This is a genomic window from Streptomyces sp. MB09-02B (assembly GCF_033794485.1).
GTDB lineage: Bacteria > Actinomycetota > Actinomycetes > Streptomycetales > Streptomycetaceae > Streptomyces.
This window is the reverse complement of record NZ_JARGEE010000121.1, coordinates 1-22412: the sequence shown is the minus strand read 5'-3', so window position 1 is coordinate 22412 and position 22412 is coordinate 1. Positions and strand designations below refer to the sequence as shown.

The following is a 22412-nucleotide window of genomic DNA, read 5'->3' as shown; positions in this document are numbered from 1 at the left end:
GACAAGGCCGCCCCGAAGACCACCCCCACGGCCGCCGCCTCCGCCGCCGCGCCCGCCGCCGTGCCCGACATCACCCCGGCCCCCGCGGGCGGCGGCAAGGGCAAGAAGCCCAAGCGGCCCAAGCGCACCGGCTTCAAGCGGCTGATCCCCACCTGGCGCATGGTGCTCGGCGCCTTCGTGGTCGGCCTCATGCTGATCGTCGGCGCCTTCGTGCTGGGCTACAACCTGGTCCACATCCCCAAACCGCAGGACGCCGCGACCAAGCAGAGCAACGTGTACCTGTACGCGGACGGCACCCAGATCGCCCGCGACGGCGAGGTCAACCGCGAGAACGTCCCGCTGTCGAAGGTCTCCAAGGCCGCCCAGCAGGCCGTACTGGCCGCCGAGGACCGCGACTTCTACTCCGAGCCGGCCATCGACCTCAAGGCGATGGCCCGCGCGGCCTGGAACACCGCGACCGGCAAGGGCAAACAGTCCGGCTCCACCATCACCCAGCAGTACGTGAAAAACTACTACCTGGCCCAGGACCAGACCGTCACCCGCAAGGTGAAGGAGTTCTTCATCGCGATCAAGCTGGACCGCGAGGTCACCAAGGACGAGATCCTGGAGGGCTACCTCAACACCAGCTTCTTCGGCCGCAACGCCTACGGCATCCAGGCCGCCGCCCAGGCCTACTACGGCGTGGACGCCGACGAACTCACCGCCGAGCAGGGCGCCTACCTCGCCGCCCTCGTCAACGCGCCGAGCATGTACGACGTCGTCGCCCACCCCGAGAACAAGGGCGCGGCGGTCGCCCGCTGGAACTACGTCCTCGACGGCATGGTCAAGGAGGGCTGGCTCAAGCAGTCCGAGCGGACCGGCGCCAAGTTCCCGATGCCGAAGCAGTCCACCACGTCCAGCGCCTTCTCCGGCCAGCGCGGCTACCTCGTCGAGGCCATCAAGTCGTACCTCTACGACCACAAGATCATCGACGAGGAGGCGCTGGAGAACGGCGGTGGCTACCGCATCACCACCACCATCCAGCCCAAGATGCAGAACGCCTTCGTCAAGGCCGTCGACGACCAACTGATGGACAAACTCGACAAGAAGAACCGCAAGGTCGACAACTACGTCCGCGCCGGCGGTGCCTCCATCGACCCGAAGACCGGCAAGGTCATCGCGATGTACGGCGGCATCGACTACACCAAGCAGTACGTCAACAACGCGACCCGCCGCGACTTCCAGGTCGGCTCCACCTTCAAGCCGTTCGTGTTCACCTCCGCCGTGGAGAACGCCTCCAACACCCAGAGCGGACAGGCGATCACCCCGAACACCGTCTACGACGGCACCAACAAGCGCCCCGTGGTGGGCTGGCCCGGCCCGGTGTACGACCCCGAGAACGAGGACTACGTCAACTACGGCAACATCTCCGTCCGCCAGGCCACCCAGAGCTCGGTGAACTCGGTGTACGCGCAGATGGCCGTGGACGTCGGCCCCGAGAAGGTCGAGAAGACCGCGATCGACCTCGGGCTGCCCAAGAACACCCCGGACATGAACCCGTACCCGTCCATCGCCCTGGGCACCGCCACCGCCAGCGTCCTCGACATGACGGAGGCGTACGCCACGCTGGCCAACCACGGCAAGCACGGCACGTACACCATGATCGAGAAGATCAGCAAGGACGGCGAGGTCGTCAAGCTCCCGACCACGGAGTCCACCCAGGCCGTCAGCCGCAAGGCCGCCGACACCACCACCTCCATCCTGCAGAGCGTCGTCCAGAGCGGCACCGCCACCGCCGCGCAGGCCTCCGGCCACCCCGTCGCCGGCAAGACCGGCACCGCCGAGGAGGACAAGGCGGCCTGGTTCGCGGGCTACACCCCCGACCTCGCCACCGTCGTCTCCGTGATGGGCCAGGACCCCAAGACGGGCGCCCACAAGCCGCTCTACGGCGCGATGGGCCTGCCCCGCATCAACGGTGGTGGGGCGCCCACCGAGATCTGGGCGCAGTTCACCAAGGCCGCCCTGAAGGGCAAGAAGGTCAAGGAGTTCGACCTCGACCTCCAGGTCGGCGCGGACGTCGTGATCACCCCGCCGAGCACCCCTGCCGATGAGCCGGGCGCCACCGGCGACGAGGAGACCGGCGACCCCACGGGCGGCGAGGAGACCGGCGACCCGACGGGCGACAGCACCGACAACGGCACCACCACCGGCGGCGGCACACCCGCGACCGACGGCGGAACGGCCTCCACGGGCGGTACGGCGACGGACGGAGGCTCGGCGTCCACCGGCGGCCCCTCGACCGACGGCGGAACCGACTCCTCCGGCGGAGCGACAGCCGACGGAGGGACGACCGACGGCGGTGCGACAGCCGACGGAGGAACGACCGACGGCGGAGCGACCTCGGGAGGCGAGACCTCGGTGGGGCCGTTCGGCTAGCCGCGGCCGCTCAGTGGCCGGAGGTGGCCTTCAGCCCCACCACGGCCACGAGCAGCAGACACACGAAGAAGATCCGGGCGGCGGTGGCCGGCTCCCCCAGCCACACCATGCCGAACACCGCCGCCCCGGCCGCCCCGATGCCCACCCACACGCCGTACGCCGTGCCGATGGGCAGGGTGCGCGCGGCGTAGGACAGCAGCAGCATGCTGGCGACGATCCCGGCACCGGTCAGCACACTGGGCAACGGCCGGGTGAATCCGTCGGTGTACTTCATCCCGATCGACCAGCCGACCTCGAGCAGTCCGGCGACGACGAGCAGAACCCAGGCCATGACGGGCACCTCCGTGATCCATGCGAAGAATCGGGGGTGCGTCGTCTTTTCCTTGGCCCGGTACGGCGCGTCTCGTCGGGTCCCTCAAAGGTAGCAAGCACAAGGCGGTGGGGGCTGGTGACCATGGTCACCAGCCCCCACCGCCTTCATTGCCTGCGAATCAGAGATACAGGCCAGAGATACAGGCCAGAGATACAGGCCAGAGATACAGGCCAGAGGTACAGGCCAGAGGTAGCAGGTCAGAGATACAGGCCGGTGGAATCCTCCGACCCCTCGAACCGGTCCGCCGCCACGGCGTGCAGATCGCGCTCCCGCATCAGGACGTACGCCACGCCCCTGACCTCGACCTCGGCGCGGTCCTCGGGGTCGTAGAGGACCCGGTCGCCGGGCTCGACGGTCCGGACGTTCTGGCCGACCGCCACGACCTCGGCCCAGGCGAGACGCCGGCCGACGGCCGCCGTCGCGGGGATCAGGATGCCGCCGCCGGAACGCCGCTCGCCCTCGGCGGTGTCCTGCCGCACGAGCACACGGTCGTGCAGCATCCGGATGGGCAACTTGTCGTGCTGGGTCTTCTCGCTCACACCCCGAACCTACCTGTCCCCGTCAGACCCGACGACGCCGAGTGCCGAGGGCCAGGAGCCCCACGACCGCGACGACCACGAGGGCGACGGGCACGATGCGCTCGACCCGGGGCGCGCCGTCCTCGTCGACGAACTGACCCCTGACGTCACCGACCACACGGTTGACCGAGACGTACGCCGCGCCGAGGGTGTGGTCGATGTTGGAGACGACCTTGGCCTTCGCGTCGCCCACGATGGTCCTGGGGTGGACCCGGACGCCGATCTCGTCGAGCGTCTCGGCGAGGGTCTCGCGGCGGCGCTTGATGTCCGCCTCGATCTCGGCCGGGGTCCTGATGTCCGAGCTCTCCGCCACCGCGCGGCCTCCCGTAGTCGGTTGTCCCTGAAATCCCTTGGTTACGGACAGTCTGTCAGCTCCACCCCGAGCGGCACCGCCAGGGCCCGCCATTACGCTGGACCGATGAGCGAGCGACTCCAGCCCGGCGACGTGGCCCCCGCCTTCACCCTCCCGGACGCCGACGGCAACGAGGTGTCCCTGTCCGACCACAAGGGCCGCAAGGTCATCGTCTACTTCTACCCGGCCGCCCTGACCCCCGGCTGCACCAAGCAGGCCTGCGACTTCACCGACAACCTGGAGCTCCTCGCGGACGCCGGGTACGACGTCATCGGCATCTCCCCCGACAAGCCGGAGAAACTCGCCAAGTTCCGCGAGAAGGAGTCCCTGAAGGTCACCCTTCTCGGCGACCCCGACAAGACGGTACTGGACGCCTACGCGGCCTTCGGCGAGAAGAAGAACTACGGCAAGACCTACCTGGGCGTCATCCGCTCCACGATCATCGTCGACGAGGAGGGCAAGGTCGAACACGCCCTCTACAACGTCCGCGCGACGGGCCACGTAGCCAAGATCATCAAGGACCTGGGCATCTGAGTCCTCCCTCGCGCCTCGTAGGACGCGGCCCGTACCGGAACGATCCGGTACGGGCCGTTCCGCATCCCGGACGTGACTGTCCGATCTGCAGTTCGTTACTTCATACGAGGACTGATCAAACAGTCGAATGGGAGGGGTGGGTGAGCATGGATGCGTACCGCCGGGAACGACTCGTTCCCGCCGTCGCCGAGGCACGCAACTGGACAGACCTGATGCGGCGGCTCGATCTCCGGACAAGCGGGGGGCAGCGACGTGTACTGCAAGAAAAGGTCGCCAGTCACGGGCTGGACACAAGCCATTTCGTCAAGCGCAGCCCGTGGCGCAAATACCCGGACGCCGCCATCGCCGAAGCCACCGCCTCATCCTCCTCACTGCGTGAGGTAGCACTCAAGCTGGGCGCCACTCCGGCCACCGGCACGCTGTCCCATATCCGACGCCGCATCGACGCGGCAGGAATCGACATCAGCCATTTCCCAGGTATCGACCGCCCGCAGCTGGACCTACCCTTCACCACCGAGGAACTGAGAGCAGCCGCAGCCACAGCGCACAGCGTGCGCGGCGTGGCGCGCTCATTGGGGGTTCCGGACGACAGCCGCTCGCGCGCCACGCTGCTACGCATGTTGCGCGAACGGGACGTTGACACACAGCACTTCACCCACACCCGTTTGGCGATTCCCGAGGACGCACTTCGCACCCTGATCCCCCAGGCATCAAGCTATGCCGATGTGATGCGTGGCCTCGATCTGACGGTCAACGACACCAACCATCGACGCGTGCGGCGTGCCGCAGCGCGCCTCGGACTCGACACCAGCCACTTCAAACGCCGCGCCTGGGGCAAGCCGGACAGCCCGGCCCCCGTCCCGACGGCTCATCGGGTACTCGTCGTTCTGCCCGAACACGCCGGACGATCCAACAGAGCCCAATTACACCGAGCCCTGGCCGAAGTCGGAGTGCAGTACGCGTGCGCGAGTTGCGGCAACCCTGGTGAATGGCTGGGCCGTCGCATCACCTTGCAGATCGACCACGTCAACGGGGACTGGCACGACAACCGTCAGGAGAACCTGCGGTACCTGTGCCCGAACTGCCACGCGCTGACAGATACGTGGTGCCGACAGAAAGAGCGAACGCCACTCGCAGGATAGGGGCCGATCACCGTACACTTGCAGCCGCCCGTCATGCTTGACGACGAGCAGCCAGCGGCCTTGGCGGAACGGCAGACGCCTCGCGTTTAGGGCGCGATGGGAGCAATCCCGTGAGGGTTCGAATCCCTCAGGCCGCACTCACCTTCATTCGCAAGGCCCGGCTTGCGACTTCCGCAAGCCGGGCCTTGCCAGTGGGCACGCCTCAGCCCAACAGCTCCCGCAGCACCGGCACCAACCCCCGGAACGCCTTCCCCCGATGGCTGATCGCGTTCTTCTCCTCCGCCGTCAGTTCCGCGCAGGTGCGGGTGTCGCCCTCCGGCTGGAGGATCGGGTCGTAGCCGAAGCCGTTCGTGCCCACCGGCGCATGCCGTAGTACGCCCCTCAGCTGCCCCTCGACCACCCTCTCCGTGCCGTCCGGCAGGGCGAGGGCCGCCGCGCAGTTGAAGTGGGCGCCGCGGTGTTCGTCGGCGATGTCGCCGAGCTGGGCCAGGAGCAGTTCCAGGTTGGCCTTGTCGTCGCCGTGGCGGCCGGCCCAGCGGGCGGAGAAGATGCCGGGGGCGCCGTTCAGGACGTCGACGCAGAGGCCGGAGTCGTCGGCGATGGCGGGGAAACCGGTGGCGCGGGCGAGGGCGTGGGCCTTCAGCAGCGCGTTCTCGGCGAAGGTGACGCCGGTTTCCTTGACGTCGGGGATGTCCGGGTAGGCGTCCGCGCCGACGAGGTCGTGGGTCAGACCGGCGTCGGCGAGGATGGCCTTCAGCTCGGTGAGCTTGCCGGCGTTGCGGGTGGCGAGGATCAGGCGGGTCATGCCCACCAGTATCGCCACCCGCTCCAGGGCCTCGTGGGGCCGTTACGACGTGCAGACCTTCGTCAGTTCGCCCGCCGCGTCGGTGATGCCGCTGATGTCGGGGGTGGTGTCCCCGTTCTCCACGGCGGTCTGGGTGTCGGTGACGGCCTTCTGGAGCGAGTCGACGGCCTTGTTGACGTCGGCGTTGTCGGTCTTGTCGCCGATGTCGTCGAGGTTCTTGTCGATGGAGGCGAGGGACTCCTCCAGCTGCGTGGGGTCGTCCGCGGCGGTCTGTACGGCCTGCTGGAGGTCGTCCACGCTCTGGGCGATGGCGTCGGCGGTCTGGACGCAGTCCAGGGCCTTGTTCACGGCGTCGCAGCCGGTGGTGAGCCCGGCCGTCAGCGCGACGGCGGCTACGGTTCCGGCGATGGCGGTCATACGACGTCGGCGGCTGGCGGCCATGGAACGGTCCTCCTGATGGACGGGGTGCAGGCCTGACGGCCCCCTGCGTGATGCATGCGCGTAAGACATGTGCGTGATGCGTGAACGGCTACTGCGGTGTGGCCGGGCGCACGGTGGTGTGCCGTGCGCCCGTATGTGCAAGGACGCGGACGGGGTCGCCGTGGTTGCCACCGGCGGACCTCGCTCTTGGCGCGCCCTTTACCTTTCGAGGACCGTATCAAGCGCCTTGCGCTGAAGGGCGGCCAGTTCGTCACAGCCGGAGACGGCCAGGTCCAGCAGGGAGTTGAGTTCGTCGCGGGCGAACGGCTCGGCCTCGGCGGTGCCCTGGACCTCGACGAAGCGGCCGTCGCCGGTGCAGACGACGTTCATGTCGGTGTCGGCCTTCACGTCCTCCTCGTAGCGGAGGTCGAGGAGGGGGACGCCGCCGACGATGCCGACGGAGACGGCCGAGACGGTGCCGGTGAGGGGCTGCCGGTTGGCCTTGATCAGCTTCCTGCCCTGGGCCCAGGCGACGGCGTCGGCGAGGGCGACGTAGGCGCCGGTGATGGCTGCCGTGCGGGTGCCGCCGTCGGCCTGGAGGACGTCGCAGTCGAGGACGATCGTGTTCTCGCCGAGCGCCTTGTAGTCGATGACGGCGCGCAGGGAGCGGCCGATGAGGCGGGAGATCTCGTGGGTGCGGCCGCCGATCTTGCCGCGTACGGATTCCCGGTCGCCGCGGGTGTTGGTGGCGCGGGGGAGCATGGAGTACTCGGCGGTCACCCAGCCCTCGCCGCTGCCCTTGCGCCAGCGGGGGACGCCTTCGGTGACGGAGGCGGTGCAGAAGACCTTCGTGTCGCCGAAGGAGATGAGGACGGAGCCCTCGGCGTGCTTGCTCCACCCGCGTTCGATGGTGACCGGGCGGAGCTGTTCGGGCGTGCGGCCGTCGATTCGAGACATGCCGCTGAGCTTAGGGGGTGTCGTGGGACACCCCCTCACCGGATTGAGGGCCTCGGGGCCCTACATCATGTCCTCGATCTCCGCCGCGATGGGGTCGGCGTCGGTGCCGATGACGACCTGGATGGCGGTGCCCATCTTGACGACGCCGTGGGCGCCGGCGGCTTTGAGGGCGGCCTCGTCGACGAGGGAGGCGTCGTGGACCTCGGTGCGCAGGCGGGTGATGCAGCCCTCGACCTCGTCGATGTTGTCGAGGCCGCCGAGCCCGGCGACGATCTTCTCAGCCTTGGTGGCCATGGCGACTCTCCCTGGTGACCGTGTGAAGCGTTGCGGATCGTTCGCGACTGGTCTACACCACGCGGGGGCCGCCCGCCAAGCCGTAGGCCCGCTCGTGCCGTGCGCCCGCCGAGCGGGGGCGCTCGTCGCGGGGGAAACGGGGGGCGGAGGCCGGGCGACATCACGAAGGCATAAAACGGGAATCGCGGGTTCCTTGGCCGCACCCCGCCGTGCTACAACAGGTCTACACCACTGAATGGTGTAGACCTCTCCCGTGCTGCCCTCCCCCACACTCCCGTCCCCGGGTGGCGCTCTGCTCTCATGGAGGAAGTTGTGACCACGGCCAGCGCCGCTCCCGCGGCCGCAGACAACAAGGGCCCCGGCTGGGGCTCTCGCACGATGGCTGTGCTGCAGCGTATCGGGCGCAGCCTGATGCTGCCGGTCGCCGTCCTGCCGGCCGCCGCCCTGCTCGTCCGGCTCGGCGCCGACGACCTGCTGGGCAGCGAGTCGCTCCCCTGGTTCATCACCAAGTTCGCGAGCTTCATGGCTGCCGGCGGTGGCGCCGTCCTCGACAACATGCCGCTGTTGTTCGCGGTCGGCATCGCGATCGGCTTCGCGAAGAAGTCGGACGGCTCGACCGCCCTCGCCGCGGTCGTCGGCTACCTCGTCTTCCAGAAGGTCCTCGGCACCTTCACCGACTCCAACCTCCCCCAGGTGGGCACGGTCGTCGAAGGCAAGGTCGTGATGGTGGACGCGTCCGTCAACGCCGGCGTCCTCGGCGGTGTGGTGATGGGCCTGGTCGTCGCCCTGCTCTACCAGCGCTTTTACCGCACCAAGCTGCCGGACTGGGCCGGCTTCTTCGGCGGCCGCCGCCTAGTGCCCATCCTGGCCGCCTTCGCGGGCCTGGTCATCGGCATCGTCTTCGGTTACATCTGGCCGGTCCTCGGCGCGGGTCTGCACCACTTCGGCGAGTGGCTGGTCGGTTCGGGCGCGGTCGGCGCGGGCATCTTCGGTGTGGCCAACCGCGCGCTGATCCCGGTCGGCATGCACCACCTGCTCAACTCCTTCCCGTGGTTCCAGGCCGGTTCGTACGAGGGCAAGAGCGGTGACATCGCGCGCTTCCTGGCCGGCGACCCGACCGCCGGACAGTTCATGACCGGCTTCTTCCCGATCATGATGTTCGGCCTGCCGGCCGTCTGTCTCGCGATCTACCACACGGCCCGTCCGGAACGGCGCGCGGTGGTCGGCGGCATGATGTTCTCCATGGCGCTGACCTCGTTCTTCACCGGTGTCACCGAGCCGATCGAGTTCACGTTCATGTTCATCGCGCCCGTCCTGTACGCCATCCACGCCGTGCTCACCGGCATCTCCATGGCCCTGACCTGGGCGCTCGGCATGAAGGACGGCTTCGGCTTCTCGGCCGGCGTGATCGACTTCGGCCTCAACCTGGGCATCGCCACCAAGCCCTGGGCCCTGCTCCTGGTGGGCCTCTGCTTCGGTGCCCTTTACTACGTGATCTTCCGTTTCGCGATCGTCCGCTTCAACCTGCCGACCCCCGGCCGGGAGTCGGACGAGGAGCTCGCCGAGCTCCAGAAGGCGGAGGCCAAGTAGCCGCCGCCACGGCTCCCCCGAGCTCGAGGAAGGCCCCCAGAGTCCGCTCCGGGGGCCTTTCGCGTACGTCGTGCTCGCATCCGTACGCCTGCTCGGATCGCGTACGGCGTCCTCAGATCTCGTACGTCACCCTGGGCACCGCCAGTTCCACCGGGCCGTCGTACACCGCGCGGGCGTCGACCAGGTTGACCTGGGGGTCCGTCCACGGGGGGACGTGGGTGAGGACGAGACGGCGAGCGTTTGCCCGGGCGGCCGTCTCACCGGCCTCGCGGCCGTTGAGGTGGAGGTCCGGGATGTTCTCCTTGCCGTGCGTGAAGGCAGCCTCGCACAGGAACAGGTCGGCGTCGCGGGCCAGTTCGTCCAGGGTGTCGGTGACGCCGGTGTCCCCGGAGTACGTCAGGACCCGGCCGCCGTGTTCGATCCGGATGCCGTACGCCTCGACGGGGTGGGCGACCCGTTCCGTGTGGACGGTGAACGGGCCGATCTCGAACGTGCTCGGCTTGACCGTGTGGAAGTCGAAGACCTCGCTCATGGAGGAGGCGGACGGGGTGTCGGCGTAGGCCGTGGTCAGGCGCTGCTCGGTGCCCTCCGGTCCGTAGACCGGGATGGGGTCGCAGCGGCCGCCGTCGTGGCGGTAGTACCGTGCGACGAAGTACGCGCACATGTCGATGCAGTGGTCGGCGTGCAGATGGCTGAGGAAGATCGCGTCGAGGTCGTAGAGACCGCAGTGGCGCTGCAGCTCGCCCAGGGCACCGTTGCCCATGTCGAGGAGCAGCCGGAAGCCGTCGGCCTCTACGAGGTAGCTCGAGCAGGCCGATTCCGCGGACGGGAACGACCCCGAGCAGCCGACGACGGTGAGCTTCATAGGAGCTGTAACCTCCGCGCTGGCGTGAAGTCGTGACAGTCGTGTCAGTCGTGACGTGCAGACGGGTTGCGCATTGCAGTTGGCGGGGTTGCGAAGGACGGGCATGGGTGCAACACGGGTGGTGCGGTCCGTTGAGCGTAAGGCGCAAAAGGGTGCGTCGCTCCTCCGCCAGGGGCCGTTGTGGGCGAACTCACCTGACAGGCGCTGCCATCCGGGTTACCAGGCGCTCAGCCGTTCGACCAAGATCCGAGGGCACATCGAGGGCACATTCAGGCGGCCTCCAGCAGGAACTCTTCGACCGCCTCGCGGGTGTCCTCGTCTTCGTCAGGGAACAGATGTCCGTACGTCTCCATGGCCACAGTGACCGTGTCGCCGAGACGCGCGGACACCGTCTTGGGGCCCTTCCCGTGCCTGATCAAGACTGACGCGTACGTGTGCCTGAGATCGTGAAGCCGAGTGCCCTTCGGAAGCCCCGCGGCCTTCACCGCGGGACGCCACACCTTGTCCATGAAGTGATCAGCATTGACCGGCCCCGCGAACACGAAGTCGTCCGGTGCTGCCGGGTGCTTCTTGAGGTGGAGAGCGACGGCATCGATGACGGTCTGGGGAACCGGCACCGTGCGGTACGACCGCTTCGTCTTGGGCGGGCAAACCACCACACCGGGGTAGGCCCGCTGTACCTGCTGCTCGACCTTCACGGTGCGCCGCAGGAAGTCGACGTGGCGGACCTGGAGACCGAACAGCTCACCAGGGCGCAGACCGCTTCCTGCCCCGAGAACGACAAGCAGCCTGTACCGGTCGGGCAGGGCCTTTGCGAGGGCATGGATCTGCCCTGCCGTAAGAGGGGCGATCTCCGTGTGCGGGACCTCCGGCCCTTTGAGGCCGCCGCAGGGTGACGTCGGAATGAGCTGGTCGCGGGCAGCCGCGTGGAACACAGCTGCAATCTTCTGTTGCACCTTCCTGGCAGTACGGGGGGCCAGCCCGTGGACCCGGACCAGACCGGTCAGCCAGGCTTGCAGCTCCCCCGGCCGGATCGACATCAGCCGCCGGTCGCCGAACGTTGGATAGACATACAGCCGCAGGACGCTCTCGACATCCCGCGCGGTGGTCGCCCGATGCGGCTGCGCCTTGCGCCACTGCTCGGCGTACCCCTTGAACGTGATCTTCTGGTCACGAGGATCGACATACCGCCCCCTGGCCAGATCCGTAGTGATCTCGGCTGCGCGACGGTCGACGTCCGGCTTCCTAGCGAAGTTCTCCTTTCGCTGCTCGCCCTGGGCGTCGCGGTACCGGACCTGCCAGCGCATGCCCCTGCCGTGGTCGGCGGAGGGTACGACCTTCGTCGTCTTGGTGCGGTGCTCCGCGCACGGCTTGTCGTCGGGGCCTGGCCGGGCCTTGTGCCACCGGTCAACTACCTGGGCCATCCTCCTCGCCCTCTTCCTCTTCCCTGGTGTCCGTGTCCATGAATTGATCAGCCGCCTTCTCGTGCACCCCTGGGTGCTGTCGACGAAACTCGCCTTCGCTGAGGTACGGGCGGTTCTCCGCTAGCCAGTTGAGGAGGCCGATGAAGTCGTCTTCCCGCACGTCCTCGGGAGGCGGTGCGGAGGCGTGCATCCAGCGCCACGCCCCCTGCCAGGAGACTGTCTCTCCTGGCAGCAGTGGCACCGGTTCGCGCTCGTCTCTGCCCGGCAGCATGAGCGTGACCGGCGAGACTTTCAGGGCTCTGGCCAGGGCAACAAGGTCATCCACGTCCACCCGCCGGTCACCCTTCTCGATCTTGCTGATGACAGACGCCCGCATGGGCCGACCCACTTCGGTCATCCGGTCCGCCAACTTCCGCTGGTCCCAACCCCGTTGCCTCCGGATCTTTGCGATGTTGGCAGCTACGCGTTCGCCGGTGGGTCCTGTCTCTACAGGTCGAGTCGCCATAATCGAGATTCTTACCCCTTCTTGACGATTCGGTCAAGTGCCCGTAGCTTCGAACCCAGTCGCGATATCGACGAAGGGATCTCGAAGATGGAGAACAAGTCGCTGGCCACCGCCAGGGAGGTGGCCGACTACTTCCACGTCCCGCTCAGGACGATCTATCAGTGGAACTACCTCGGTACGGGGCCGACACCGATCAAGGTCGGGCGGCACGTCCGCTACCGGTGGACCGAGGTCGAGAAGTGGCTCGACGAGCAGTCGCGGGACAACGCCGCATAAGCCCCCCGATCCCCCAAAGGAGGTCCGCACGCCTTCGCGATCACGAAGGACAACCACATGGCACAGACAGCAGAAGGACCCCCCTTCGCCCAGTCGGGAGGCCCTTCCAAAGGAATAGATCCTGTCTCCGTACCCAGGGTAAACCCCTCCGAATGGGTGGCCGCCAGCTTCGCCGAAGTGGGCACCGACGAGACGATCAGGCGCATTGCCGCCCTGCTCGACACCGACCCCGATCGCCACGACGCCCTGTGCGCCGCGTACGAAGCACACCCGGAGGTCCAGCGGCTGTGGGCACAGCTCGCAGCCGACGTCTATATGAACTCCGAGCCGCCGGTCCGCGACCGGTACACGAAAGCAGCACTCTCGCGCGAGGCCGGCAAGGTACGCACCGCACCGGAGGGCACGCGCAACATGACCCTGAACGAGGCCGCGTTCGCGCTCGGCACCCTGGTCGGCGCTCCCTGGAACGACCTCACGGCCGAGACGGTGGAGGATGCGCTGAGCGAGGCCGCCGCCGCGTGCGGACTTCCGCTGAGAGAGGCAGCCTGCACCATCCGCAGCGGTCTGCGGGCGGGAGCCCGGAAGCCCAGGCCGCAGCCAGAGGGCAAGGCTGAGATGGAGGGCAGCGAAGCTGCGCCGCCGGATGAATCCACGAACAGGAATAGCCGCAGCCTGGACGGTGCTCCCGCTGTGTGCGGAATGGAGCTGACCGCCTTCCTCGCCGAGGTGCCCGAGGAGCCCGACTGGCTCGTTCCTGGACTGCTGGAGCGGCAGGACCGCTTGATCCTTACGGGTCCCGAGGGCAAGGGGAAGAGCACCCTGCTGCGGCAGATCGCGGTGCAGCTCACTTCCGGACTGCACCCCTTCGGCGGTGACACGCTGGCGGCACCGCTCCGCGTACTGCTGGTGGACCTGGAGAACTCGCCGCGGCAGGTCCACCGGAAGATACGGCCCCTGCACGTGGCTGCCGGAGACAGGTACGGCGGGGGTTTGGTCGTCGCCGTGCGCGGCGAAGGACTCGATCTCACCGACTGGGGCGGGCAGATCCTTGAGGCCGAGGTGGCCGCTGCCCGGCCCGATGTATTGATCATCGGGCCGCTGTACAAGATGGAGCCCGACGGCGACGATCACAAGGACTCGGCAAAGATCGCCCAGCGTTGGCTCGACAAGATCCGCACGCGGTATGGCTGCGCGATCATTCTCGAAGCCCACACCCCCCATGCCTCGAACGGCGGTGCTCGCCCCACGCGCCCCTACGGCTCGTCTCTCTGGCTCCGCTGGCCCGAGTTCGGTGTCCATCTGGCCGACAACGGGATGCTCTCTCACTGGCGCGGCCAGCGTGATGAACGCTCCTGGCCGCCCATGTTGCAACGTGGCGGTCAGTGGCCGTGGACGCCTGTGACGCGTCCTCGCGACCTTCTCTGGTCCCGCATCGCCGACCTGTGCGCTGAGGCCGGGGAGCAGCTCTCTGAGCGTGACCTGTCGCAGCTGACGGGGGAGTCCAAGACGGCCGTCCATCGTGCGATCGGCGAGCACCGAAGCGAGTGGGAAGCCCTCTCCGGAGGTGTATCCGGATGACCGCGCAAGGAAGCTGGTCCAGCGGTCCATGCGTGTGGTCCACCTACCTGACCAGCGAAAACGGCAAGGTGGACCGCATTTCGCGGTCCACCCCACCAATGCACCCCCTCTGACCTGCGGTGGTCCAGCGGTCCACGTGGGCCCCTTACAGGGGGCCTCTAGGTGGACCAGGCCCCCAAGGGGCAGTCCCGGAAGATCGCGAAGAAGCAGGGCAGCAATGAAGCAATGAAGATCCACATCTCAGTCCCCACTGCACACAAGGAGGCCCTGAACAAGATCAGCAAGGAAGGCAAGATCATGAACATCAACGACTTCGACTGCCGTCTCGACATGACCGCGAAGGACCACCACGCCGAGGCCGCATTCCGGGGCAGCTCGTCCGGCGGCAACGTGCAGGCGATCCTCGCGGTGGACGACACGCTGCGCACCCTGGTAGCCCTCCAGGAACGTCAGACGCTGGCCTTGGAGCGCCTCGCAGCAGCCATCGAGGCAACGACTCCCGCGCCAGCCTCGCAGGCCCCCCTGCGGCTGGCTGTGAGCTGGACGGAGGGCACCGCGTGAATCGCCCCATCGTCCTCCCCGATGGCTCACTGGTCGTGCCCAGCCGCGACAAGAAACTTGTCGTCGACGCTCTGTGCGACTTGCTCGCCCCGCGCCACGCGAATGCTCCGGTAATCCGTGCCCGGCTCCGCGCCATCATCGACGCCGCCCAGGAAACCGGCAATGCGGCAACCCTTTCGGGCGCTACTCCGGAAAACTTGAATTCGAAGTTGGGCTCGGCTGAAGCTGCGCGGGTTCTCGGGGTAAATCCTCGCAGGATCCGCCAGCTCGGCCAGGAACTCGGCGGAACCCGGCTGCCTAACGGGCGGTGGGAATTCGATGCCGCTCTGGTCTACGCCGAGGCGCTGAAGCGAGGGAGGGTGGCATAGGTGGAGTATAAGCGGGCGTTCGACGCGCACGGCAGGGAATACGTCGGCGGAGTCGAAATCAAGTCGGAGACCTCGGGCCGGATCGAGGCCGTCTTCGCGACCCTCAATGTCGTCGACCTGGACGGGGACGTAACGACCCCTGGCGCGTTCACCGAAGGTGCCCCGGTCATGATTTCCGACTGGAATCACACCTCGTGGGGTGCTGCGAAGCCGGTCGGCAAGGGCTTCATCTACGAAGACGGCAACGATGTGGTCCTCGAAGGCCAGTTCTTCATGAACACCACGCACGGCCGGGACGCCTTCGAAACCGTGAAGGAACTCGGCGAGCTGGCCAGCTTCAGTTACGGCTTCGACGTGGACGACTCGAAGCAGGCCCCGCCCGACAGCTCGTACGGACGGCAGCACCGGCGCACCCTCCGCAAGATGACCGTCCACGAAGTGAGCCCCGTTCTGGTGGCAGCGGGCGTGAATACGAGGCTCCTCGCGGTGAAGAGTGACCGGCGGCGCGGGGGCATCGCCGGCACGTCCCTCGACGCTGCTGCGAAGGCCGAACTCCAGTCTCTTCGCGATGAGTTCATGCGCGACGAGTTCAACGAGCTGAAGCGGCTGCGGAATCGCTTCTACGACGATGTCGCGTACGCCCAGGTGCTGGACGAACTCCGGGGCATCGCGGTCACAGAAGGCTTCCTGGCGGGCTACCGCGAGGTGGGTGGCTCCGAGGTACCGGCCAAGGCCCGCGAGGCAGCCACAGCCACCCTCGCCCGGCTCCACGCCCCCGGTGTCACGGTGCGCTGGTTCACCGAGGAGAGCGACCCGGCCAGGGTCGAGTTCACAGACACGAAGATCGCAGGGTTCTGCCGTCCGCAGGCCGTGCCGGACGAGATCTGGCTCCGCTCCGACCTCGGCACGGAGAAGACCGTCGAGATCTGCGCCCACGAGATCGCCCACCTGGGCGGCGCAGACGAGGACACCGCTCAGATGGCCGGACTCGCGGCCCTGTTCGAGAGGGGGCGGCCCTGATGAGCGCCCTGCCCTCCCGGGACCACGTTGTGGCCGCGCTGGCGCTGCTGCGTGCCTTCAATGCGAGCGACAAGGAAGCGGTTCGCGTGCTGATGGCCACCACGGCGCACCGCAGCCTCGTCATCGGCCTGCTGGCGATCAATGCTGCGGTCCTTGGTGCCCGCGCCGACGACGAACAGCTCGATACCGAACTCGCCTCGCTACAGGACGCCCTATTCGCCGAAGAGCTGGAGGGATGACATGCGAACACCCACTGAAAGCAAGGGAGTTATTACCATGCCCGAATACGCCAGCCCGACCGAGGCCAAGCAGGGTGAGCTGCTGCGCGACGTTCTGGAAATCCAGGACGTCGAGCGGGACACGCATCCCAACCAGCTCTATACGCTGCGAACTCGCCTCCTGAATCTCGACACCGAGGAAACCCAGTACGTCATCGACGCGATCAACCGGGCGAAGCGCATCGCGGTCAAGAAGGCCCTCAACACCGGAGGTGGATCATGAGCCGCGTCACCAGGAAGATCGAGACCTGCGAACACTGCGGCCGGGAAATCGGCGAACTCTCTTGCAGGGAAGTCAAGCTGGGCTTCTTCTGCATGATGCGCGGCCTTCAGCTCGATGACAGCAAGCTCGTCCACCCCACCGTCGAGATCAGCCGCGAGGAGCAGAAGGTCCTCGACGCCTTCGCTCCTGCCATCGCCGAGGCCGCGAAGATCGCCGAAGAGGCCAGGGCGAACCACACCGAGGCGGAACAGCGCCACTTCCAGGCGGCAAGGGCCGCTGTGCGTGCGGGAGTCGACGACCGGGCGACCCCCGCGATCCTCTCCGCCTCCGGCCGTGGCTTCCTCGCCCGCGACGACTCCGACGTGACGTTGACGATCGACCGTGGCTTCATGCGCAAGCCCGTCGACGCCATCAAGAACGCGAAGATCCGCAAGGAGAACGTCGCCGCCCGCGAAGCCCTCGCCGACGCCGAGACGGCCCTGCACAAGGCACGCGCGTACCTGGGCGGACTGGAGCAGAACCAGGACCGTGCCCTGCGGGCCGCCTGCGACGACGCCGACTGGGGCCTGCTCGCGCCGGGGGCAGCGGCGCCGTGAATCTGAGGGTCTGGCCCCTTCGCCGTTTCCACCTCTTTCCGGCGAAGGGGCTGGCTCCAGCTATATGGGGGCGGATCTCATGAAACCCTTCGTTCTGCACTGCAACGGCTAGAAAGCCTTGGTGCGATTGAAGTCGGTGATGTTGAGCTTGACATCCGAGGTCTTCAGCGTGGTGGGGAATTCACCATTTGCTGTTTGGCCAGGCTGCACGTCGTTTTCCAGCTGAGTGCCGTTCGCTACTCTGGTGCTGTTAGCGTCGACGGCTTCCCAGTCCCAGGAGTAGTTGGACTTCTCGGAACTGTTGTTCTTGATCGTCCACGTTACCCATATGCTCGTGATCCCAGCCTGCGAGCGATCATCGATCTTGAAACTGAGGAGATCCTGGCGCTCGTTGGCTTCAGGTTCTTCCCGACCACCTTGGGGCTCTTCGCCGCCCTCATTGGTCTGTGTTTCCTGGGTCGGAGCCGGTGTGGACTCACCGTCTTCAGTGGTGCAGCCACCCAACGCTAGCCCGCTGACAGCAGCCAATGACACAAATGCTGAGACAATACTCCGGTGCTTCATGGTGTACCTCTTTGCGGTCCTACCACTAGGTGTACTCCTGTCCAGCGCCACTCGCGCTAGCCCCCGAGCCTGGCCGCCGGATGGCATGCGTTCATCAGCACCGATCTCCGAGCACTGGGATCTCCGCTGCCGAATAGAGCACACGGGGGCTTATCTGGGGGGTGGGGGGTCCGCATGAATTAGAACGAGGCCACTGACCCCCGCCCAGTCAGCGTTTTCTCTCTCTATTCCACGATGCAGAACCGATCAAGGTGTGACCCGGCCATGGAACCTTCGACGTGACGATCAACCTGCCTTGGTCTCGCCGACCTTCAGCTCCTCCGGGGAGAGAGTGCGACCATGCGAGATGGACATAGTCATCGCCGTCATCGTGCCCACGAGCACAGGGGTGTTGGCCTTCCGCAGTGCGGCCATCTCGTCTGCTCCCTTAGCCTCGAAGGGGCACAGCGAGCAGACGAAGCCGTTCGCGGAGTAGTGCGTATCCGTGCCCGTCCGACCGACCGGCTCGAAGGTCAGGAGGGCCTGTCCGCCGCAGGCGGGGCAGTCACCGCCCGAAGTCTGTAGGGCGACGACGTCGCCCTCCATGAGCACGACCGACGAGACTAGCCCTTCTTCCTTGCGGGGCTGGAGTGCCTTGAGGGCGCGCTCTTTGTACTCCGCCGGGAGACGTGCGAACTGGTCCTCAAAAGCGTGGCGCGCCTGGGTGATCCGAAGCTGCACGTCCCGGAAGACCTGGTCCTCCTGCTCGTTCACGGCGGCCTTGACGGCCTCCGTCCACCGTTCCCAGAAGACGTCCAGCGGTTTGCCGAGATCGCCAAGCAGCGTCTCGATCGTCCGGGCGAGGGGAGAGATCATCCCCTTGGCCTGGAGGCTGTCGCTGGCGGCGTGGGCCGCCCCATCGCGCATCGCGATCAGCAGGTCCAGCTGAGCGTCCGCCTGGAGCACGCCGATCTTCCGGAGGCGGGCGATGGCACCCTTCGCCCCGACGGTGCGGACCTTCTCCTCGTCCACCTGGAGGTAACCGCCGAAGAACAGCAGCATGTCCTCGTTTCGAGGTTCCGCGATGTAGATCGGGTTCTTTGAGACCAGGACCGCCTTGGCGAGCAACTCAACCGCGACACCGGCGTGGAGGGCGAACTCGTTGTACTCCGGGCGGCCATGGTCGTCCATGGCCTTGTGGGCGGCCTTCTTGGCACCCTGGAAGAAGCTCTCGAAGGAGAGCGCGTCGTTCATAAAAACAGGACGGTAGTCGCCTTGTAGTACAGACTGCGACCAGATTCTTGGAGGCGAAGGCTCCCAGGACCTCAGCCCAGAGAATCGAGGGCTCTGCTGATGCGGTCCCTCGCCTCGCGTCCGTGGACCGCTATCCGGGACAGCTTGGCGAACGCCCTCAGGTACGTGCGGATCTCGCCGGGGGCCGTGATGTTGACCTCGGCCGTCAGCGTCTCCACGGCCACCTGGACGTCATCGAAGGCGTAGAAGGCTTCCAGTGGCCACACCGTGCGCCGGGCCGTGAAGGGGATTATCCCAAGGGAGATGTTCGGCCGGGCCATGATCTCCAGCAGGTACCGGAGCTGCCGGGCCATCGCGTCGTCGTCGCAGACCCGGTAGTAGAGGACCGTCTCTTCCAGCAGCAGAGCGAACCGGTGGTTGCCCTCGTGGACGACGCGGGACCGGTTCAACCGTGCCTGCACGGCGTCGGCCACGTCATCAGGGGTGCCCTGGAAATCCGTGATGGCCCTCAGAAGCCCGGCCGCGTAGTCGGCGGTCTGGAGCATGCCGGGAACCACGTTCGAGGCGTAGACGCGAAAGTGAGCCGTCCGCTCGTACAGCGGGACGGTCTTCTCGTGGACGCGCCGCATGCCGTCCCGGTGGATCTGCCGCCACTGGACGTACATGGACTCGGCGGAGCGGGAGGCAGCGATCAGATCCGCTGCCTGATCCTCAGCGTCACAGGCCCGGCACCATGCCCGGATGTCCTCGTCGGATGGCGCGGTCTTGGCCCGTGCTATGCGGGACGCCTTGGACTTGTGCCAGCCGCAACGCGTCGCCAGTTCAAGCCCACTCAGCCCGGCATCCCTCCGGATCTCGTCCAGGCGAGAAGCAATGGCCGCACGGGCAGCCTGGGCGGTGGACAGCGGGGACGTAGGCATGAACTGGCGTACCGGGCTTTCAGATGGCGTACTTCTCGTGCGGGATGGCGCGCTCCCAGACAGCGTCGAACGCGGTCGAGCACAAGCGGGCGACCGCCGGCTCGTCCGTCTGGTCGGTGTGCACCCAACGTCCTGCGCCATCAAAGACGTTGAACTGAACCACGCGGCCGTCGAAGAGCCAAAAGTCGTTGCCCGGCAGCGCGAGTTCCGATGTTTGCCGCCTCGGAAGCCAGCGGATCTCCTCGCCTGCGGCGACGTTGGTGAAGGTGAACGAGTGCTCGTAGCTGATGTACTCGCTGACCGGCTCGGAGACGATGCGGGCGCGGCGCATGACGACACCCTTCGCGGTGACCTCCTGAACCAGATCGAGCCACGGACGCCACCATGACTCGCGGTCACCGGGGTCGAGCCGGTGACCTCGCTTCCATGCCGCGAACCCGTCGTCCTCGTTCGAGATCGCGTACACGTCGCGCATCTCAAGGTGCACGGCGGAGTGCTCCACGGAACGGATCAGGTCCGCAAAGCTACTGAGGCTCTGCGCCATCAAGTGCCTCCCTCAGCAGCGGAATCATGCGCTGCGGTAGCCGGATCACGCCCTCATAGTCCGGAAGCGGGCTGTCCTGGACGGTCCGGGCGAGCGTGTCGGCATCGGCCGTCACACCCTGGATGACGAGATCCTGCGTCTTCTCATCCACCCACACGGCCGGGCATCCGTGATCTCCGGACTCTGGATCTTTGCCGACGAACCGTAGCTCCATTGCCTCTCCCAACGTCGAGCCGGTTGCTGCTGGTTGCACGGTGAGCCTCACCTGGGCGGAAGATGTGGTCAAGGGCACCCATGCCCCTCGTGCAACCGCGTGCAACTTCGTGGACCGGCCAGTGTTCGCCTACCTACGGTCCTTCAACCGGAGTCACACGAGTCGGGGAGCGTCCATGGTCACCAAGCACAAGACAACCCAGGAGCCGCCGGTGGAGCTGCCGGTCGGCTTCAACGCTTGGCTGCTGGACTGTGCGCCGGTCCCCGGCTGCAAGGTATGCGCTGCGAACTGGAAGCAGCTCACCATCGCGAAGAACAAGGACGACATCACGCAGGCTGCGAAGCATGCCACCGAGATCCGCGACCATGCCGGGGGCGGGCACTCGTGACGATGGACATGCAGACCTATCGCGATGGCCGTAAGCAGGCCACGGACGCAGCGGAGGCAATCAGGGAAGCCCTGGCCGGTCTAGGCCTCCCCGAAAGCGTCTGGGGCGGCGTGCGCCCGATGGTCACCCACAGCGGCAAGCCGTACGTGCACCTGGGCATGGTGCGCGCGGCTGTGGCCGAGCGGATGGCCGAGGCCATGCGGACCCCGGCGGCCTGAGAGAGTCCGCCCGCCCTACCGCACTCGTCGAGCGGTAGGAGCTCAGTTCGTACAGCTTCCTCGCGAGCGGGGATTCCTGCTGGCTCGCATGGACGCTACGGTTTCCCCCGATGCCGTGAACCGGGGGGATTGGTGGTCTCTAAGTACATTGCCGACGTATGCGTGACCTGTGGAGCCAAGATCAGAGTTCATGCCGCGTCCGGCTTCGTTGCGACACACTTTCGGCCTGATCAAGGCAGGATCTGCCCAGACTCATCGACGAAGCGATACAGGCCGGATCGGCGGGAGAACCACGGCACCCCGCGCCGCTTGAAAACCGTCGGGCGACCAGATGAAGGGCCTGAGCTCCGACGCACATTCGTAGCGCCTCCGGAGGAGTTCCCGGAGTGGGATGGCGCAGTGCTGCCGTCGGTCGCTCTCTCCGCGGATGGGCGTGTGGCCGTGTGGGCCCCTCGCCGGACCCAAGCCCGCATGGAAGAGCTCATCGCGCAGTGCCTGTCGAGCAGGGTGCACCTGGACTGGGATCCAGGCCAGAAGTGCTGGACGGTTGCAAGCGCCCACTTCATCAAACTGGCGAGGGCTCTTCTTCGGCGTTACCCGCATATCGCAGTCGGTCGCCAGTACGACAGCACAGAGGAGTGCAAGACCATTTGCCTCAATGCCCGAGGCCACATCTGTACGTGTTCGTGTAGGGCCCGGAACCACGGACACGGCAGGTGGATGGACGGATGGCGCATCAAGGGGGAGATCAATCACGTCGTTAAACAACAAGAGTGGAACTGGATCTCTGTAGAGCAAGACAGCTAAAGCTGGCAGCGCGACTCACTCCTCGGCGTCACGCCGCGCTTGTAGACGAGGGCACATTCAGGGCACATTCAGGCGAGAACCGCCGCAAAACGATGCGATCCAATGAGGGGCGTTCTCGCACGTCAGCCACGCATCTCCGGCATCGGCCCAGGTAGCCGACGTGCCCAAATCAGTTGTGGGCGAACTCACCTGTGCTGTCACCGGTTCGGCTGGTGGTGGGCCTTCGCGGCGCACGCGCGTGCGACGCCGAGGCTCGCCACGACAAGAATTGTGGAGCGCGCGTGAGTGTTGTCACCAATGTGTCTAAGGTAATACGACGACGTGTGACGAACCAGAAACACACAGACATAAAAGCAACACACATCCCTTA

At 66.7% G+C, this 22412-nt stretch carries 29 protein-coding genes, 1 tRNA gene and 1 riboswitch; of the genes, 15 read left to right on the top strand and 15 right to left on the bottom strand.

All coding sequences use genetic code 11. The features are described from left to right. A partial coding sequence (locus P1P70_RS18855; RefSeq protein WP_413471491.1) for a transglycosylase domain-containing protein occupies positions 1–2415 on the top strand: 2415 nt, incomplete at its 5' end. Between the two features lie 10 nt (positions 2416–2425). Here P1P70_RS18855 and P1P70_RS18850 read toward each other — a convergent pair. The 3 genes from P1P70_RS18850 to P1P70_RS18840 form a co-directional block, all read right to left on the bottom strand. After that, positions 2426–2746, bottom strand: a complete 321-nt coding sequence (locus tag P1P70_RS18850) for a DMT family transporter (RefSeq protein WP_045560647.1) — start codon at positions 2744–2746, stop codon at positions 2426–2428. 35 nt (positions 2747–2781) lie between these two features. Then, positions 2782–2842: riboswitch (guanidine-III (ykkC-III) riboswitch) on the bottom strand. Positions 2843–2985: 143 nt separating this feature from the next. Further along, complete coding sequence (locus tag P1P70_RS18845) at positions 2986–3327, bottom strand: GroES family chaperonin (RefSeq protein ID WP_033525031.1); 342 nt, start codon at positions 3325–3327, stop codon at positions 2986–2988. A gap of 22 nt (positions 3328–3349) precedes the next feature. Then, positions 3350–3679 carry a DUF3618 domain-containing protein gene (locus tag P1P70_RS18840; RefSeq protein ID WP_060884540.1) on the bottom strand — a complete coding sequence of 110 codons (330 nt, stop codon included), beginning with the start codon at positions 3677–3679 and terminating at the stop codon, positions 3350–3352. A gap of 105 nt (positions 3680–3784) precedes the next feature. Here P1P70_RS18840 and bcp point away from each other — a divergent pair, with 105 nt between their 5' ends. The 3 genes from bcp to P1P70_RS18825 all read left to right on the top strand — a co-directional run bounded on the left by bcp (position 3785) and on the right by P1P70_RS18825 (position 5531). Continuing rightward, complete coding sequence (gene bcp / locus P1P70_RS18835) at positions 3785–4252, top strand: thioredoxin-dependent thiol peroxidase (RefSeq protein ID WP_319239041.1); 468 nt, start codon at positions 3785–3787, stop codon at positions 4250–4252. 146 nt (positions 4253–4398) lie between these two features. Further along, the gene (locus P1P70_RS18830; protein ID WP_319239044.1) at positions 4399–5394 is read left to right on the top strand and encodes an HNH endonuclease; all 996 of its coding nucleotides are present in this window, start codon (positions 4399–4401) and stop codon (positions 5392–5394) included. Between the two features lie 54 nt (positions 5395–5448). Further along, a tRNA-Leu gene (locus tag P1P70_RS18825) sits at positions 5449–5531 on the top strand. 65 nt (positions 5532–5596) lie between these two features. On the opposite strand, the gene rdgB is transcribed toward P1P70_RS18825, so the two are convergent. The 4 genes from rdgB to P1P70_RS18805 all read right to left on the bottom strand — a co-directional run bounded on the left by rdgB (position 5597) and on the right by P1P70_RS18805 (position 7870). Further along, a complete protein-coding gene (gene rdgB, locus P1P70_RS18820; protein WP_319239038.1) occupies positions 5597–6199 on the bottom strand; it encodes an RdgB/HAM1 family non-canonical purine NTP pyrophosphatase in 603 nt (200 codons plus the stop codon). A 42-nt stretch (positions 6200–6241) separates the two neighbouring features. Continuing rightward, on the bottom strand, positions 6242–6640 hold the full coding sequence (locus tag P1P70_RS18815) for a hypothetical protein (RefSeq protein WP_319239035.1): 399 nt from the start codon (positions 6638–6640) through the stop codon (positions 6242–6244). Between the two features lie 198 nt (positions 6641–6838). Beyond that, a complete protein-coding gene (gene rph / locus P1P70_RS18810) occupies positions 6839–7576 on the bottom strand; it encodes a ribonuclease PH (RefSeq protein WP_319239032.1) in 738 nt (245 codons plus the stop codon). Between the two features lie 60 nt (positions 7577–7636). Then, on the bottom strand, positions 7637–7870 hold the full coding sequence (locus P1P70_RS18805) for a glucose PTS transporter subunit EIIB (RefSeq protein WP_045560653.1): 234 nt from the start codon (positions 7868–7870) through the stop codon (positions 7637–7639). A 312-nt stretch (positions 7871–8182) separates the two neighbouring features. Here P1P70_RS18805 and P1P70_RS18800 point away from each other — a divergent pair, with 312 nt between their 5' ends. Continuing rightward, positions 8183–9460 carry a PTS transporter subunit EIIC gene (locus tag P1P70_RS18800; RefSeq protein ID WP_319239029.1) on the top strand — a complete coding sequence of 426 codons (1278 nt, stop codon included), beginning with the start codon at positions 8183–8185 and terminating at the stop codon, positions 9458–9460. A gap of 112 nt (positions 9461–9572) precedes the next feature. Here P1P70_RS18800 and P1P70_RS18795 read toward each other — a convergent pair whose 3' ends face one another. From P1P70_RS18795 to P1P70_RS18785, 3 genes are all read right to left on the bottom strand, one after another. Next, positions 9573–10325, bottom strand: coding sequence for an MBL fold metallo-hydrolase (locus P1P70_RS18795; RefSeq protein ID WP_319239026.1), 753 nt, complete (start codon positions 10323–10325; stop codon positions 9573–9575). 269 nt (positions 10326–10594) lie between these two features. Continuing rightward, a complete protein-coding gene (locus P1P70_RS18790; RefSeq protein ID WP_319239023.1) occupies positions 10595–11632 on the bottom strand; it encodes a tyrosine-type recombinase/integrase in 1038 nt (345 codons plus the stop codon). A 100-nt stretch (positions 11633–11732) separates the two neighbouring features. After that, entirely contained in the window at positions 11733–12254 is a 522-nt protein-coding gene (locus P1P70_RS18785) for a helix-turn-helix transcriptional regulator (RefSeq protein ID WP_319239020.1), read from the bottom strand. An 87-nt stretch (positions 12255–12341) separates the two neighbouring features. Between P1P70_RS18785 and P1P70_RS18780 the strand changes: the two genes are divergently transcribed. The 8 genes from P1P70_RS18780 to P1P70_RS18745 all read left to right on the top strand — a co-directional run bounded on the left by P1P70_RS18780 (position 12342) and on the right by P1P70_RS18745 (position 17154). Continuing rightward, entirely contained in the window at positions 12342–12530 is a 189-nt protein-coding gene (locus tag P1P70_RS18780) for a helix-turn-helix domain-containing protein (protein ID WP_319239017.1), read from the top strand. 156 nt (positions 12531–12686) lie between these two features. After that, entirely contained in the window at positions 12687–14108 is a 1422-nt protein-coding gene (locus P1P70_RS18775) for an AAA family ATPase (RefSeq protein ID WP_319239015.1), read from the top strand. A 162-nt stretch (positions 14109–14270) separates the two neighbouring features. After that, positions 14271–14669 carry a hypothetical protein gene (locus tag P1P70_RS18770; RefSeq protein ID WP_319239012.1) on the top strand — a complete coding sequence of 133 codons (399 nt, stop codon included), beginning with the start codon at positions 14271–14273 and terminating at the stop codon, positions 14667–14669. After that, the gene (locus tag P1P70_RS18765) at positions 14666–15037 is read left to right on the top strand and encodes a hypothetical protein (RefSeq protein ID WP_319239010.1); all 372 of its coding nucleotides are present in this window, start codon (positions 14666–14668) and stop codon (positions 15035–15037) included. Before P1P70_RS18770 ends, P1P70_RS18765 begins: the two co-directional genes overlap by 4 nt. Further along, positions 15038–16057 (top strand): HK97 family phage prohead protease, encoded by a 1020-nt coding sequence (locus P1P70_RS18760; protein WP_319239007.1) that lies wholly within the window; start codon positions 15038–15040, stop codon positions 16055–16057. Next, positions 16057–16296 (top strand): hypothetical protein, encoded by a 240-nt coding sequence (locus P1P70_RS18755; protein ID WP_319239005.1) that lies wholly within the window; start codon positions 16057–16059, stop codon positions 16294–16296. The genes P1P70_RS18760 and P1P70_RS18755 overlap by 1 nt, the downstream gene beginning before the upstream one ends. Positions 16297–16333: 37 nt before the next feature. Then, a complete protein-coding gene (locus P1P70_RS18750; RefSeq protein ID WP_319239002.1) occupies positions 16334–16558 on the top strand; it encodes a hypothetical protein in 225 nt (74 codons plus the stop codon). Then, entirely contained in the window at positions 16555–17154 is a 600-nt protein-coding gene (locus P1P70_RS18745) for a hypothetical protein (RefSeq protein WP_319238999.1), read from the top strand. Before P1P70_RS18750 ends, P1P70_RS18745 begins: the two co-directional genes overlap by 4 nt. A 108-nt stretch (positions 17155–17262) precedes the next feature. Here the strand turns inward: P1P70_RS18745 and P1P70_RS18740 are convergent, their stop codons facing one another. The 5 genes from P1P70_RS18740 to P1P70_RS18720 all read right to left on the bottom strand — a co-directional run bounded on the left by P1P70_RS18740 (position 17263) and on the right by P1P70_RS18720 (position 20701). Continuing rightward, a complete protein-coding gene (locus tag P1P70_RS18740) occupies positions 17263–17718 on the bottom strand; it encodes a hypothetical protein (protein ID WP_319238996.1) in 456 nt (151 codons plus the stop codon). A gap of 285 nt (positions 17719–18003) precedes the next feature. Further along, positions 18004–18951, bottom strand: a complete 948-nt coding sequence (locus P1P70_RS18735; RefSeq protein ID WP_319238993.1) for a hypothetical protein — start codon at positions 18949–18951, stop codon at positions 18004–18006. Between the two features lie 71 nt (positions 18952–19022). After that, positions 19023–19871 (bottom strand): helix-turn-helix transcriptional regulator, encoded by an 849-nt coding sequence (locus P1P70_RS18730; RefSeq protein WP_319238990.1) that lies wholly within the window; start codon positions 19869–19871, stop codon positions 19023–19025. A gap of 19 nt (positions 19872–19890) precedes the next feature. Then, entirely contained in the window at positions 19891–20415 is a 525-nt protein-coding gene (locus P1P70_RS18725) for a DUF6879 family protein (protein WP_319238987.1), read from the bottom strand. Then, the gene (locus P1P70_RS18720) at positions 20396–20701 is read right to left on the bottom strand and encodes a hypothetical protein (protein ID WP_319238984.1); all 306 of its coding nucleotides are present in this window, start codon (positions 20699–20701) and stop codon (positions 20396–20398) included. Before P1P70_RS18720 ends, P1P70_RS18725 begins: the two co-directional genes overlap by 20 nt. 103 nt (positions 20702–20804) lie before the next feature. Between P1P70_RS18720 and P1P70_RS18715 the strand changes: the two genes are divergently transcribed. After that, positions 20805–21017 (top strand): hypothetical protein, encoded by a 213-nt coding sequence (locus tag P1P70_RS18715; protein WP_319238981.1) that lies wholly within the window; start codon positions 20805–20807, stop codon positions 21015–21017. 2 nt (positions 21018–21019) lie between these two features. Beyond that, on the top strand, positions 21020–21235 hold the full coding sequence (locus tag P1P70_RS18710; protein ID WP_319238979.1) for a hypothetical protein: 216 nt from the start codon (positions 21020–21022) through the stop codon (positions 21233–21235). Positions 21236–22412 lie beyond the last annotated feature (1177 nt).

Bases quoted from the DNA above. Each gene is read 5' to 3' on its own strand.
- P1P70_RS18850 (WP_045560647.1), bottom strand. From the start codon at position 2,746: ATGGCCTGGGTTCTGCTCGTCGTCGCCGGACTGCTCGAGGTCGGCTGG.
- bcp (WP_319239041.1), top strand. From the start codon at position 3,785: ATGAGCGAGCGACTCCAGCCCGGCGACGTGGCCCCCGCCTTCACCCTC.
- P1P70_RS18830 (WP_319239044.1), top strand. From the start codon at position 4,399: ATGGATGCGTACCGCCGGGAACGACTCGTTCCCGCCGTCGCCGAGGCA.
- rdgB (WP_319239038.1), bottom strand. From the start codon at position 6,199: ATGACCCGCCTGATCCTCGCCACCCGCAACGCCGGCAAGCTCACCGAG.
- P1P70_RS18815 (WP_319239035.1), bottom strand. From the start codon at position 6,640: ATGGCCGCCAGCCGCCGACGTCGTATGACCGCCATCGCCGGAACCGTA.
- rph (WP_319239032.1), bottom strand. From the start codon at position 7,576: ATGTCTCGAATCGACGGCCGCACGCCCGAACAGCTCCGCCCGGTCACC.
- P1P70_RS18805 (WP_045560653.1), bottom strand. From the start codon at position 7,870: ATGGCCACCAAGGCTGAGAAGATCGTCGCCGGGCTCGGCGGCCTCGAC.
- P1P70_RS18795 (WP_319239026.1), bottom strand. From the start codon at position 10,325: ATGAAGCTCACCGTCGTCGGCTGCTCGGGGTCGTTCCCGTCCGCGGAA.
- P1P70_RS18790 (WP_319239023.1), bottom strand. From the start codon at position 11,632: ATGCGCTGGCAGGTCCGGTACCGCGACGCCCAGGGCGAGCAGCGAAAG.
- P1P70_RS18785 (WP_319239020.1), bottom strand. From the start codon at position 12,254: ATGGCGACTCGACCTGTAGAGACAGGACCCACCGGCGAACGCGTAGCT.
- P1P70_RS18780 (WP_319239017.1), top strand. From the start codon at position 12,342: ATGGAGAACAAGTCGCTGGCCACCGCCAGGGAGGTGGCCGACTACTTC.
- P1P70_RS18755 (WP_319239005.1), top strand. From the start codon at position 16,057: ATGAGCGCCCTGCCCTCCCGGGACCACGTTGTGGCCGCGCTGGCGCTG.
- P1P70_RS18750 (WP_319239002.1), top strand. From the start codon at position 16,334: ATGCCCGAATACGCCAGCCCGACCGAGGCCAAGCAGGGTGAGCTGCTG.
- P1P70_RS18745 (WP_319238999.1), top strand. From the start codon at position 16,555: ATGAGCCGCGTCACCAGGAAGATCGAGACCTGCGAACACTGCGGCCGG.
- P1P70_RS18740 (WP_319238996.1), bottom strand. From the start codon at position 17,718: ATGAAGCACCGGAGTATTGTCTCAGCATTTGTGTCATTGGCTGCTGTC.
- P1P70_RS18735 (WP_319238993.1), bottom strand. From the start codon at position 18,951: ATGAACGACGCGCTCTCCTTCGAGAGCTTCTTCCAGGGTGCCAAGAAG.
- P1P70_RS18730 (WP_319238990.1), bottom strand. From the start codon at position 19,871: ATGCCTACGTCCCCGCTGTCCACCGCCCAGGCTGCCCGTGCGGCCATT.
- P1P70_RS18725 (WP_319238987.1), bottom strand. From the start codon at position 20,415: ATGGCGCAGAGCCTCAGTAGCTTTGCGGACCTGATCCGTTCCGTGGAG.
- P1P70_RS18715 (WP_319238981.1), top strand. From the start codon at position 20,805: ATGGTCACCAAGCACAAGACAACCCAGGAGCCGCCGGTGGAGCTGCCG.
- P1P70_RS18710 (WP_319238979.1), top strand. From the start codon at position 21,020: ATGGACATGCAGACCTATCGCGATGGCCGTAAGCAGGCCACGGACGCA.